This is a genomic window from Nitrospira sp. SG-bin1 (genome assembly GCA_002083365.1).
Taxonomy (GTDB): Bacteria; Nitrospirota; Nitrospiria; order Nitrospirales; family Nitrospiraceae; genus Nitrospira_D.
Map to the genome: position 1 here is coordinate 136,006 of LVWS01000022.1, position 13,564 is coordinate 149,569.

The window sequence follows — 13,564 nt, forward strand, 5'->3', positions numbered from 1 at the left end:
ATCGTGATCATGCACAGGAGTCAGCCATGAAGACAGGTATCGCGAAGTTCTTGAGTGCCTGCGCGCTCATGGTGGCGGGTTGCGTCGGAATAGAATCGAGGCAACCTCTTCACACGGTGGCGTCCGTGGATCTCGCCCGTTACGCCGGGACATGGTACGAGATTGCGCGGCTCCCCATGTGGTTTCAGCGCCATTGCCTCGACTCCAAAGCCGTTTACACGGTTCGTCCTGACGGCAAGATCGGCGTGCACAACGAGTGCGTGACCGACAGCGGGACCCTTGATCAAGCCGACGGGATCGCGACGGTGGTGGATCCCAACACGAACGCCAAACTCGCGGTCACCTTCGACAATTTCTTCGCGCGGCTTGTCGGTCCGTCGAGAGACGGCAACTATTGGATTCTCGATCTCGATCCGGAGTATCAGACGGCGCTTGTCGGCACACCGGACCGTCGCTACCTCTGGGTTCTCTCCCGCAGGCCCCACCTCGACGAGGCGACTTACCAACGCCTGGTCGGCAAGGCTCGGCAACTTGGTTTTCCCATCTCGGATCTTATTCGAGCGAAACGCCATTCATTCCCGTGACCCAGGCGCCTGCATACGGACAGTTGTTGACAGTCGTCTCTGCTCCACGTAGGGTTCCTCCGCTCCGATTGGGAGCATGGATTGCCTAAGGACAGCTTCACCGTGGACTGGTTCTTACTCACCGCATTCTTGCTTGTTCTCCTGATCATCGGTGTCGCGGGCATCTTCGCATGGTCTAGACTCGTGACCGAAACCAAGCAGGAGTTCCACCAGCATCAACCGGCTCTCCGCGTTACGAACCTGTCCGCTATGGATACAGGAGAGGTGCTCACGCTCACGCCGGAGGTGGAAAACGTAGGCCGTGGAGTCGCCCTGGATTGTGTCGTCCAACTGGCAGGCTGGGAGGGACGGTTTGAAGCCCGACGCATTTATCCGCAAGGTCCTCGCTATCGACGCCACGCTGTTCCCATCGTCCTGGACCAAGATGCACCGATCCGCACGAGACTGATGAGCCGATGTTATCTGCGGCTGGCCTATCGCGACCGGTGGGAGCAACGGTATGAATGCTGGTACCCGGTCACTCAGATCAAGAACGTGAAGACCTCTTTTTATGACATTGATGTCGACCTCACCCACCCGGAACTAACCGAGCCCCATCCATCCTTCAGGACCATGTGGCAGCTGGTTCGCAGCACTCCCGCGAATGACTGACAAGGCCTATGGGTGGACGATGCCGAGCCGAGCATCAAGGCGGCATCGCGATGCCCTTGCATTCCAAGTTTCCGAGTCGTACCATTTTTATGGTCCTGTCACTGAGCGAAGGTGTGCTTCTTCAGAAGTCCTGTAAGATGTTGGTGTGCTGTTCGACTGACACACATCACCGATGAAGGAGGGAACCCCATGCCGCCGACGATTCAGATCGATCCTATCGTGAAAATCACGAAGACCGATGAAGAATGGAAGAAACAACTGCCCCCCGCCGCCTATCGTGTCCTGCGGCATGAGGATACGGAGAGACCCTTCGTCAATCCGCTGCACGAGAACCATCAATCCGGGATCTATTATTGCGCCGGTTGCGACCTACCGCTCTTTTCATCCGAGCACAAATTCGACAGCCGTACCGGTTGGCCCAGCTTTTGGCAGCCGATCGATCCGCGCGTGATCGAGACTCGAACTGATTTCAAACTTTTCGTGCCAAGAACGGAAGTGCATTGTGCGCGATGTGAAGGCCACCAAGGCCATGTGTTTAAGGATGGGCCGAGACCGACCGGTCTCCGTTATTGCATCAACGGTGTGGCATTGAAATTCGTGGCGGGCTGAGTGTGACGGGTCGTTACGCTTCTCCCGATCTACATGAAACCGGCACATCGCGACACGGCTGGCACTCTTCAGCTTATTCACGGTAGAATCCGCCTCCACGGATCCTGGAGGCACCGGTACCAATGTTCTCCCGCATACGACCGTACCTATTTCTCGGGCTGACGCTCTTGCTTCTTTCATGCAGCGAATCCTCGGGCCTCTTCGGCTCCAAACCATCACCGTGCTCCCTCATCACCGTGGCAGACGCAGAACAGGCGCTCGGAGAGCCGGTTCAGGAAGGCGCCTTGACCGAACCGACCATCTGTCTCTTCAAAGCTCGCCGTAATGAGGGGAATACCGTCACGGTTCAGCTTGATGACGCGCCGAGTAAGGACCGGCGGACATGGTTCAACAAAGAGCGTCTACGTCGTGACAGCCAGCTCATTCCCGGGCTGGGTGATGGAGCGGTGAGAATTGATTCGTCTCCGACCCTGTCCCGATTGACCTTCATGCATGACGACACGTTTGTGACGGTGATCGTCTCTTCAGCACGTCAGAAACAGCTTGGCGAATCCGTCACCCACCTGGCCAGAGCCGTGGCCGGCCGTTACGGCGCCTCCCTGACAGCGACTCTCTCTTCATCCCCTTTCGCCTCCACCTCTCCATCAGGTCGGGGAACGCAGGCTGAGGCCGTTACGGTGCCGACGGAACCTGTGACGCTCACCCAAACGTTTCCCGCTCCTTCGGGTCCCCAAGTCGGATCTAAGAAAGTAACGTCGCTCGATCCAGCCAACCTCGTCGGAACCTGGCACACGCATTTCACTCAAGGCACGACTCAGCATGACATGCTGCTCGTCATTCAGCCGAATCTGAAATGGTCGCTCTCATCGATGATGCAGTTTGACGGCATCTTGAATGCTGAAGCCGGTCTGTGGTCACTCGAGCGCGCCAACACGTTCAAGGGCCTTGGATGGAAGGGAACCTACCGGAAGACGGCGCCGAACACGTTCGCCAGCACCGGCAGCGTGCAGGCAACCTGGACGAAACTCTCCATCGACCAACATCCAAGTCGCATTCCGGCCGAACTATGGAAACTCCGACGTGAAGCCACCAGTGTCCCGGTCTTTCAACTCAAGACGGTCGATCCTGATTTGGTCGGCCAATGGGAAGGATCCGGCACCTATGCCGGAGGTGCCGCCGCCTTCGTCTGGGGGATCAAATCCTCGGCCGCGACCGACTTGCTGATCGTCAATACCCTTCGCGGGAGCGTGCAAAACAAAGACGGTCTGCCACAACTTCGACCGGTTCAAAAGCAACAACAACGCGTCAGTGTCATCGCCTTCCATGACCGTGGCTTTACCACCACTGATGGGAAGACGAATCTTCGATGGACCAAATTTCAATCTGAACCGACCGATGACCGCCAGCTCTAGCTCACATTGCCACCCGCCGATACGCCGCTGCGACGGGCCTGGACCGCGGTTTGTCCGGCAGCCGAGCGGGCCGACGGTTTCGTCACGCACTCTCATGAACAATGTGAGCTCTCGACTCTCTTTGGGGGTCTGAATCCGGAAAGGACGCTGTCTCATGGTAACCACAGAAGCTCGCATCGGGTTCGTCGGCGTCGGTCGTATGGGAGCCAATATGGCCAGGCGACTAAAAGAACGAGGATACCGGATCGCGGCCGTATACGATCGTCATACCGGAGCGGCGGAATCACTGGCATCCGAGCTAGGTTCCGAAACGGCCGCGTCACCGGCGGATGTCGCTCAGGCATCGGATATTGTCATTACCGCCGTGTCCGATGACGCGGCGATGCTGAGGATTTATGCGGAACAGGACCCCACGAGTCTACTAGCCCATGCGAAGAGCCGGCTCTTCATAAACTGCGCGACCGTCACGCCGGTGATTCACATCGACATCGAACGGGCTGTTGAACGGCACGGTGGGGCAGCTCTCGAAGCCTGCATGGCAAGCAGCATCACTCAGGCACGCCAGGGTACGCTCTATCTCATGTGCGGGGGCAAGCGCGACGCGTTCGACCGGGCTCGTCCTATCCTTGAGACTCTCGGCACGACGGTACGATATCTCGGCGCTGCCGGAGAGGCGGCGAAGGTCAAAGCCCTCGTGAACATGGTCATGAACAGCAATACCGCTGCATTGGCCGAAGGGTTAGGGCTGGGAGCGGCGCTGGGGATCGATCTGACTCTCCTGCGTGAGGTGTTCAGCCAAACCGGTGCTGCTTCGAGGGTATTGGAAACGGATGGAGAAGATATGCAGCTCCGTGCCCACGACTGTTACTTTTCGGCTACTCACGCCGCGAAGGACTCGGCTATCGCGCTCGACTTGGCTGAACAAGCCGGTCTCTCGCTTCCACTCGCACAGGCGGCGCTGAGCCAATATCGACGATTGATTGAATTGGGAAAGGGCGACTTGGATAAATCGGCGGTGGCCGAATTGACGTTCGCTGACCGCCACTCAACGTCCAAGTCGCAATAGCTCATGTCAACCAATCTTCCTGTGTAACAAGCACAACAGGTGCTCTCAAAACCATACGCTCCAGGTGGATCCGTATAACTTCCAAATATTCATAAGTTTTTTCATTGTCGCTCAATAGTAGCCTAATACTACGTTCTATTGCACCTTCGCTCGGCAGGAAGTCCTTGGCGCTCCGTCTTTATAAGTTCATGATTTGTCTAGGCAGGCGTCGTTGCAGTTGTTCGGTATGAATGATGCTCGCTCTGCCAACCGTTACCCACTCGAGCCTTCAGCTTGGAGAGCAATATGACCTATATCGTGGGGCTGTTATCTTTCATGCTGCTGTTTGTTCTGGGAGTGGGAGTGGCCTTCATCGCGACCGGTCTTTGATCGGATGACCGGACGCAACAGCACCGTCTCTCAGAAATCGCCCGATAGGAGTGTCGCCAGCAGCTCAGTCAGTTCTACGTTTGATGGCTATCGGGAACACCAAACGGACGACGGTTTTTTCGCTGTCCCTAGATTTGCTCCGTCAAGAAATGGAGCCACCAAGAAACGTACTGAAGAAACCATGGAAGAGCATCGATGGTCTGACGGACACCGATGAAGATCCTTGGCGAGAACCTTCCATGGTTCGCTGATTTGCATGCAACGACATGATCACGAAAAGAATTGCCGAACCTGTTCCTGAGGCACACACCCGACGAGCAGGTCCCCATCCGACGACACCAGGAGGGGGACTCCGTTTTGACCAGTCGCGTGCCAAGCGGTTTCCCATTTTTGTGCAATAAGCCGATTCTGCCCATCACCGTCTTCAGTGAAATGTTCACCCGCCAACTGCTTTAAAACCGACGGATCAGAAATATCTTGCCCTTCGCACCAAAACGCGCGATAGGCTCGTTGAACAAAGTCCATCCCAAGTCGTCGATCCTTTCGTAAGAGCGCGACGGCCTGGGCTATCGCCGGGAGCGTATTCGGTTTCCCGGGTGGCAATGTAATCGGCAATCCCGGTGCCAACCGCTGCACCATCGTGACTTCATGCCGCAATTCCGCTTCCAACGAACCGCTCCACGGCTTCATGGGGCGGGGCAACTGCGGCGCATGTTGGACTCCACGCCACTCGCACCGGTCGATCAGACCCAAGTCGTGCAGCCGTTCGTGCAGCGCATAACAGAAGGGACAGTTAAAATCGCTATAGAGAAAAACTCGATCAGAGGCGTGGGTGAGATCCATGGCGCCACTTTACAGAAGTGACTCGACAGAGTCTACCCCGGCGCCAGAAGGAAAAAAGACAAGAGAGAGGTTGAATGTATCAGGAGTCGGCTTTGTGTAACAGTTCCTGAAGATTCCTTCGGAGGACGGTCAACGTGACCGGCTTCGTCACGATCCTATCCATGCCGGCCTGGCGACACTTTTGAGCTTCTTCGTCGGACGTATGACCGGTCAGGGCTATGATAGGCAAGTGGTTCAGCGTCCCTTCCTCGCGTCGACGTACTTCCCGGGTCGCTTCATATCCATCCATCTCAGGCATCTCACAATCCATCAACACGACATCATACGACGTTCGAGTGATGGCCTCCACCGCTTCCGATCCTGTGCGGGCAACTTCAACCAGACAGCCGAGCTTCTGCAAAAACTTGCAGGCCACGACTTGATTGATCTCATTATCGTCCGCAACTAACACTCGTAGAGGCCCTACCTGGTCTCCTTCTCCACCATGGTTTGCTCCCGATGGCGACATGACTGCCTCTCGATGGATCGCTGGAAGGAGCTTGGTGGTATAGATGAAGGTGCTGCCTTGACCGAACTGGCTATTGACCGTGATCGTTCCTCCCATCAGCTCAACAAGCTGGCGACAGATCATGAGACCAAGACCCGTTCCCCCAAATCGCCTGGCCACGGAGGCATCGGCTTGCGCATAGGCTTTGAAGAGATGGGCCTCCTGATCTGGAGTCATCCCGATCCCCGTATCTTGCACGCTCCACTGCAGAACCACTACGTCGGACTCGTCCGACGTGTCTCGCTTTAGAGATGAGATGGCGATCGTCACTCCTCCTTGTTTTGTGAACTTAATCGCATTTCCGACGAGATTGAAGAGGATCTGTCGCAGCCTGATCGGATCGCCTCGGAACTCCTCGGGAACATCGGCATCAATGTTAACCGCAACTGCAAGACCCTTTTGTGAGGCTAAACCCTCCGCCAAGGTTGTCACATCGCCGATCAGTGCCCGTAGATTGACATTGGCCACCTCCAGCATCATCTTGCCGGCCTCTATCTTCGAAAAATCGAGAATGTCGTTGACCAGCGTGAGAAGCGCCTCTGCCGAGCGATGCATGGTCTCTATCAGCTGCCGCTGTTGATGGGTCAGGGATGTATCCTTGAGAAGTTGCGTGCATCCCAGTACTCCGTTCATCGGAGTTCGAAGTTCATGGCTCATCGTAGCCAGAAAGATTCCCTTCGCCCTTGCCGATTCCTCAGCAACTTCCTTCGCTCGGCGTAACGCCACATCCGACGTGATATCGAGTCCATACGCGCGGACCAGGTCCAGTTCTCTCAAAGGAAAGAACGACCAGGCGATTATTCGATCCGCCACGACATGTTCGGTCCGAGGGAGCGCGGCATCGGTCCTAAGGCACTCCTGTAGCATGGCCGATAGGGTGGCCGGAAACATCGCCTCGATTCCAGCCTCCAGCAATCCGCATTGTCCCATCATATTCAGCATGCCGGTGTTGGCATAGAGCATGGCACCCGTCGCATCAAATTCCACAATGGGATTTGGGGCGTCTTCAGCCAGCCGAGCGGCGCGCTGGACATCACGCTGAATCTCCATCGCGTCGGTCAGATCGCGAACCACCACCAAGCCACCGACTTTTGTTCCTTGTTGCCTTCTCGGCCAGAACGAGAGGGACAACTCGAATTGAGTACCATCCTCACGACTCCAAAAATGAGACGGGATGACGACCAACTCACCGGTGCTTGCCATTCGAGTGAAGGGACACTGAGCCGCCTCACCCTCATTCGACGTAAGACATCCGATAAGGTCGTGGAACCCCACCCCGATCACGTCGCGTGTTTGCCCGACCAGCTGCTGCGCGGCGGGGTTGAGAAGAAGGATACGAGTGTCGTGATCCAGGAAAAAGACGGCCTCCGGAACCGCTTCGAGGATCAGGCTCGCATCAGCTCCTATCGGCAAACGGGATTGCTGAATCCTGGATCGCTGGTCAGAGGCCGAGGTATTAAAGGCGGACATAATGTGCAGTTCGGATTTATACGGGTCTCCAGACCTATCGGTCAAAGAGGGGTCGGCCTGTAGCATCAATATGTGCGATTCCTGAAGTACGGTACGGGATAGAATCAATTGATGTCCGTTGATGTATGAACCGCTCCGCGGCTTAAGTTCTTCCTGTACGAACCGATAAGATACCCGATGGGGCATACTAGAGCGCCCAACGGAGGTGTCTATGATATCCGCCATACACACCGCACTCTCGGGATTGACGGCCTTCGGCAAACAGATCGAGGTTGTTGCCCACAATGTCGCCAACGTCAATACCGACGGGTTCAAGAAATCCAGAACGGAATTCGTCGAAGTTCCCAGCAGCGGGGTGCTCCCCGTTGTGGAAAAGGACGATTCATCAGGCCCGACCATTCTCCGCGATACAGGCGGCAATCCAACCATGGTCGAACTTTCGAACGTCGATCTTGGTGAGGAAACCGTGCAGCAAATCGTGGCTCAACGCAGCTTTGAAGCGAATCTCCAGACCTTACGAACGGCGGATGCCTTACTCGGCAGTATTCTGGACATACGAAAATAGCTTTCTTCGTTTTTCCTCGAATGCCCCATGTCATTCACTTCTGTCCATAGAAATCCCACCTGTCGTTTCAATTCACTGGATGTCTCGTTCCAGGCTCTGCCCCGTTAGACTCGGCCGCTCGCGAGCTTTCTCTAAGACATAGATTTCCCGCCGATCCGTATGCTATGTCGAGCCCATGGCTCACCCTCGCGTCCTGTTGGTCCTTCCTCCTTTGACTCAGCTGAACACTCCTTACCCCTCGACCGCCTATCTGACAGGGTTTCTTCAGTCCCGTGGAATCGAAGCACAGCAAGCCGATTTGGGCATCGAGATGGTGTTGCGTCTGTTCAGTCAGGAAGGACTCCGGCACATATTTCAACAGCTTCGTCGGAAAAATTCTGGGCTGCCGAAGGAAGCGATCCGCATGTTGAGGATGGAACAGGATTATGTAGCGATGATCGAACCTGTCGTCGCCTTTTTACAGGGCAAACATCCCGACGCTGCAGCTCATTTGATTCATCCGGGGGTGCTTCCGCAAGGACCTCGTTTTCGAAATCGCAGACGATTCCCGCAATCTGTACCTGTCGCGGACAGGGCCAAACTGTGGGCCACGTTCTTTCTTGAAGATCTCGCTGACCTGGTGCAAGTCACCATCACACCACACTTCGCCTTAAGCCGATATGCCGAGCATATCGGGCGCAGCGCCTCATCGTTTGATGGAATCGCCGCAGCACTGGCAGAACCTCTCAGTCCGACCGATGAATGGTTACTGAATTCATTTTGGGATCACTTCAATCGAGCCGACCCGTCACTCGTCGGCCTCTCCATACCGTTTCCTGGTAACCTCTATGGCGCATTCCTCATTGCAAAGACGCTCAAATCGCGCCACCCTGACCTACCTGTAGCCATCGGAGGCGGCTATGTGAATACGGAATTACGTCGCGTTGCCGACCCTCGGGTGTTTGATTATGTCGACTTCATTACATTCGACAACGGTGAACGGCCGCTCCTCTCCTTGATCGAACATCTGTCAGACACACGGCCCCGTGAATCTCTGTGCCGCACGATGTATCGGGAGAAAGATCGCATACGATATGCCGATGATCCGTCCTTACGCGACTTCAGGTTGACCGATGTCGGATGTCCGACCTATCGAGGCTTGGCACTGGATCGCTATCTCACCATTCTCGACAGCACCAATCCGATGCATCGTCTCTGGTCCGAAGGTCATTGGAATAAGCTCACCGTGGCACACGGTTGCTATTGGAAACAATGCACCTTCTGCGACATCGGGCTCCCCTACATCAGTCGGTACGAAATGAATCCGACCGCGCGGCTCATTCGGCAGATTGAACAACTGATCGCTGAGACTGGCCGACGCGGCTTTCATTTCGTCGACGAAGCCGCGCCTCCCGCCGCCCTGAAATCGCTCGCCCTTGCCTTGTTGGAGCGAAACCTCGATATCGCATGGTGGGGCAATATCCGTTTTGAAGAGGCGTTTACCCCGGATCTTTGCCGCCTTCTCGCCGCTTCCGGGTGTATCGCGGTGACGGCCGGTCTCGAAGCGGCATCCGACCGCCTTTTAAACAAAATGATGAAAGGCATCACCGTCGATCAGACCGCGTTGGTCGCCGCGGCGTTCAGAGAGGCAGGCATTCTGGTCCACGCGTATTTGATGTACGGATTTCCTTCCGAGACGGTCCAGGAAACCATCGACTCTTTGGAACGGGTTCGGCAACTGATGGCGGCGGACATGATTCAATCGGCCTTCTGGCATCGTTTCACCGTCACGGCTCACAGTCCGGTAGGCTTGAGTCCTACGACCCATGGCGTGCGCATTCTCGGACCTGAATTTCGAGGATTCGCGGAGAATGATCTGCTCCATCACGATAACGGAGGAGCAACACCAATCTGGCTCGGGGAAGGATTACGACGATCGCTCCTGAACTATCTTGAACGACGAGGACTCGACCTCGATGTCCGTGAGTGGTTCGACTATGAAGTCCCTACTCCTCACGTATCAGCCACATGGCTCGGACACTTGCTCAAGAAGCGCAGGGTAGATGACCATGGAGACTTAGAACGGCGTTTGGTCTGGCTGGGTAGAGCAGTGACTCGTAATCCGATCGGAAAGCAATCACAACTCACAGTTGTCGGCTCTCACAAGAATCATGTCGTCACGCTTCCGGAATCAGAAGCGAGATGGCTGGAGCAATTGATCAGAGACGCCATTCCAAGGGAGGCATTCCAGACCTATCCACATATGCGTGAGGCTTGTGAACAGTTTCCCGGCAAGAAGTTGGCGTTTAACGCCTTCCTGGCCACTGCTTCGTGGAAGAAGATCCGTGAGACTGGCCTCGTGCTCGTATAGCTCTCTCGTATTTTTCGATACCTTTGTGTTCCCGGCATCAAGCGGCGCCGCAGGGAGAACAAAAACAAAAGGCCGGAACCCACGATATGGGTTCCGGCCCTTGTCGACGAAGAGACGGTCTACTTCACGTGAGTTGCTTAATATTGCAGCTGCAACGCGACGTGGAACGAATCGACCTTGTTACCGACAGCGCCCGGGCCAAAGTTGTTGAAGAACCCTTTGGTCTCGAGATCGCCGTACCGGCCGTACGCGGAAATGCGCGCATTGTGGCCCGAAATGATGTAGTTCACCCCATATTCAAACTCCTGCCGCAGGGCGCTGTACCGCGGATCGATGCTCACGAACCGCACATAGGGTTGGAACCGCCCGATCCCCACCTCCTGCGGAATCAGGTACAAGCCGTACACGGTCCACGAATGGCCATTGAACGTGCAGAAACAGTTCGCGGCGGCCGTGGCGCCGGCCCCATAGTTCGCCCAATGCCGCTTGAATTCGCCGTTGAACGTAAAGACGCCCATGTTATTCGGCAGCACCTTTTCAAACAACACGTCCACCGAGGCCCCCGTGAAATCACTGGTCCCCGCCGTGACCGATCCCGCCCCATCCTTCTGGTGCTGCACGCTGCCGGCGATCGCCAAAACATCGCCCGCCGTCCCATAGTACGTCCCGGAGGTGTAGTAGCCGGGATTCGGCTCATCGTTCAACAGATTCCACTGCAACCGGCCCGTGTACATCAAGCTGTTGCCCGTGTTCGGGCCGTTCCGCTGCCCCTGCGACACACTGACCACATACAACAGGTGCGTCCCGCCGGGATGCACCTTGCCCCAGAAGGTGGCCGCATTATCCCGGCCATAGAGTCCGGCGCCTCCCCCGGTCGCCGCCGCGCCGTTGAAATTGGCGCTGAGGTCCGCGGGAAAGAACGGCGTCCGGAAGCCGTCGAAGGTCGCATGATAGAAGGGCCCGTTCAACTCGCCCCGTTCGCTCGGGAGCAACATGCGCCCGACCCAGAGGTTGGCCATCTCATGGAATTCAAACTTCCCGATCGCATCGAGCAACCCGATCGTGGAGTTGCCGCCAAAAAAGCTCCCGCCGCCCTGCACCGCGCAGTTGAAACACTCCGTGTTGAACTCAAACTTCACGTATTTATGGATCTGCCCATTGACGTAGATGCGCGCGTTGTTGATCGTGAACTCGTTGCTGTAGTGACTCCCGTTCGCCGCGCCATTTTCTTGGGCATTGAAACTGGTCCGAATCCCCATGCCGATCGAGATCCACTTGTCCTCATCGGCCTTGATCGTGCCACCAGCATAGGCACTCGGCAGCGGGGATCCCATTCCAGCCACCAGCGCCGTCATGGCCCCAGCAACTACAACTTGTTTCCACCGCCTCGCAACATGTCCCTTCATACTGATGCCCTCCCTTGTGAGTAAGAAAAAACCGCTGCCCACCTACCTCCCCTGGTCACCACAGTTCGAGCCAAGAATTCCGGTGCGGAGTATGCCTAAGTACTCGAAACATAGCAAGAAATTTTTTCTAATTGCCTCCTAGATCACAACTATACATATGTATTTCTGCTTGTCCAGGTAAATACTGAAATCGATCAAGCTCGATACTGATGTGACGTTCCACTGACTCGTTTCTTCTTTCTCCAACACGAGCGCTCTCACTGGGAATCAACCCTTAGTTACCCATACCATGTCATGACACACGACGACATCTACCGTCTGAGAGAAATAGTGACGGGCAGATGCGAGATTTATGCCTACCCTGTGGAAATATTGGAAGAGATAAAAAGAGCCAGGCAAAGGAGATTCATCACCCTCTGCCTGGCTCTCGAAAATACGCAGGTCTATTTGTTCGGCTGGGGAGTGTAGCGGAGATATGGTTTCACTGTCGTGAAGCCTTTTGGAAACAGTTGTTTCGCTTCCGCATCACCCACTGCGGGGGTAATGATGCAATCTTCACCATCTTTCCAGTTCGCCGGAGTGGCTACCTTATATTTTGACGTGAGTTGCAGTGAATCGATGACCCGCAACAGTTCATCGAAGTTCCGTCCACAGGAGGCCGGATAGGTCAGCGTCAGTTTGACCTTCTTGTCCGGACCGATGATAAAGACCGAACGCACCGTCATATTGTCGATCGCGTTCGGATGGATCATGTCGTACAACGTTGCGACTTTCTTATCCGGATCGGCGATGATGGGGTAATTCATCGTCGTCTTTTGTGTTTCATTGATATCGTTGATCCATCCCTTGTGAGAATCCATCGGATCCACGCTGACCGCAATCACCTTGACCCCCCGCTTCTTGAACTCCGGCGTGATTTTGGCCACGGTTCCCAATTCAGTCGTACACACAGGAGTGTAGTCTTTGGGGTGTGAAAAGAGAATCCCCCAACTGTTTCCCAGCCACTCGTGAAAATTAATCGTGCCCTCTGTCGTTTCTGCCGTAAAGTTCGGAGCATCATCGCCCAGTCGTATTGCCATGGCATACCTCCTTGTCTTGTATCGCAATCGCTGTCATACAGTTCAATTATTCTCGTACAATACTGTGCCCTCGCCAAGGAGTTCAAGGGGGAGCAGGAATGCAGTGAGCCGCCAGATTCCTATCACGTCAAAGAACAACGGATGGCTCAAGTTTCTCCATAGCCTGCCGATAACGCTCCCGACATCCTTCAACGGAGCAACATATGGACAAGACGGATCCGGAGCGCACAAAACTCCATATTTCCAAGGACCCCATGTACGTCATGCTCCGGGAAGGTTGCATCAAGGAGTTCAACGCCAAGAAAGCCTCCGGTGACAAGTGCGAACTCCGGGGTTGCGACCTGCGCGGTCTCGACCTTCGAGGGTTAGATGCCGACGGGTTGGATTTCAGCGACTGCTATTTCCGGCAATCCGATCTGCGCGGCCTCGACTTGAGCAAGGCGAAATTGGACGGAGCCAGTATCAATGCGTGCAAGATCTCCGGCGTGCTTTTCCCTTCGGAGCTGAGCCCCTCCGAAATCGAGCTGTCTCTTCTCCACGGGACACGGATGCGGTACGGCGTAAAGAACGGATAAGACTTTACTCGCCGTTTCCAGTCATCGAGGGCAAAGCA

Annotated in this window: 12 protein-coding genes; 8 read left to right on the forward strand and 4 right to left on the reverse strand. The window is 55.5% G+C overall.

Annotated features, from left to right (window positions below; translation table 11 throughout):
- Positions 1-26: 26 nt before the first annotated feature.
- From A4E19_17890 to A4E19_17910, 5 genes are all read left to right on the forward strand, one after another.
- Complete coding sequence (locus A4E19_17890; protein ID OQW34788.1) at positions 27-584, forward strand: hypothetical protein; 558 nt, start codon at positions 27-29, stop codon at positions 582-584.
- 102 nt (positions 585-686) lie between these two features.
- Positions 687-1,235, forward strand: coding sequence for a hypothetical protein (locus A4E19_17895; GenBank protein ID OQW34789.1), 549 nt, complete (start codon positions 687-689; stop codon positions 1,233-1,235).
- Positions 1,236-1,424: 189 nt separating this feature from the next.
- A complete protein-coding gene (locus A4E19_17900) occupies positions 1,425-1,844 on the forward strand; it encodes a peptide-methionine (R)-S-oxide reductase (protein ID OQW34790.1) in 420 nt (139 codons plus the stop codon).
- 122 nt (positions 1,845-1,966) lie between these two features.
- A complete protein-coding gene (locus tag A4E19_17905) occupies positions 1,967-3,256 on the forward strand; it encodes a hypothetical protein (GenBank protein ID OQW34791.1) in 1,290 nt (429 codons plus the stop codon).
- Positions 3,257-3,455: 199 nt separating this feature from the next.
- Entirely contained in the window at positions 3,456-4,322 is an 867-nt protein-coding gene (locus A4E19_17910) for a 2-hydroxy-3-oxopropionate reductase (GenBank protein OQW34829.1), read from the forward strand.
- Positions 4,323-4,961: 639 nt separating this feature from the next.
- Here A4E19_17910 and A4E19_17915 read toward each other — a convergent pair.
- Both A4E19_17915 and A4E19_17920 read right to left on the reverse strand, forming a co-directional pair.
- Positions 4,962-5,534 carry a hypothetical protein gene (locus A4E19_17915; GenBank protein ID OQW34792.1) on the reverse strand — a complete coding sequence of 191 codons (573 nt, stop codon included), beginning with the start codon at positions 5,532-5,534 and terminating at the stop codon, positions 4,962-4,964.
- A gap of 79 nt (positions 5,535-5,613) precedes the next feature.
- Positions 5,614-7,551 carry a hypothetical protein gene (locus tag A4E19_17920; protein ID OQW34793.1) on the reverse strand — a complete coding sequence of 646 codons (1,938 nt, stop codon included), beginning with the start codon at positions 7,549-7,551 and terminating at the stop codon, positions 5,614-5,616.
- A 211-nt stretch (positions 7,552-7,762) separates the two neighbouring features.
- Between A4E19_17920 and A4E19_17925 the strand changes: the two genes are divergently transcribed.
- Complete coding sequence (locus A4E19_17925; protein ID OQW34794.1) at positions 7,763-8,116, forward strand: hypothetical protein; 354 nt, start codon at positions 7,763-7,765, stop codon at positions 8,114-8,116.
- A gap of 175 nt (positions 8,117-8,291) precedes the next feature.
- Positions 8,292-10,466: a radical SAM protein gene (locus tag A4E19_17930; GenBank protein ID OQW34795.1), complete on the forward strand. Its 2,175-nt coding sequence runs from the start codon at positions 8,292-8,294 to the stop codon at positions 10,464-10,466.
- 137 nt (positions 10,467-10,603) lie between these two features.
- Here A4E19_17930 and A4E19_17935 read toward each other — a convergent pair whose 3' ends face one another.
- Both A4E19_17935 and A4E19_17940 read right to left on the reverse strand, forming a co-directional pair.
- Positions 10,604-11,872, reverse strand: coding sequence for a hypothetical protein (locus tag A4E19_17935; protein ID OQW34796.1), 1,269 nt, complete (start codon positions 11,870-11,872; stop codon positions 10,604-10,606).
- Positions 11,873-12,315: 443 nt separating this feature from the next.
- Positions 12,316-12,951, reverse strand: coding sequence for a peroxidase (locus tag A4E19_17940; protein OQW34797.1), 636 nt, complete (start codon positions 12,949-12,951; stop codon positions 12,316-12,318).
- A gap of 203 nt (positions 12,952-13,154) precedes the next feature.
- Between A4E19_17940 and A4E19_17945 the strand changes: the two genes are divergently transcribed.
- Positions 13,155-13,526, forward strand: a complete 372-nt coding sequence (locus A4E19_17945) for a hypothetical protein (protein OQW34798.1) — start codon at positions 13,155-13,157, stop codon at positions 13,524-13,526.
- Positions 13,527-13,564 lie beyond the last annotated feature (38 nt).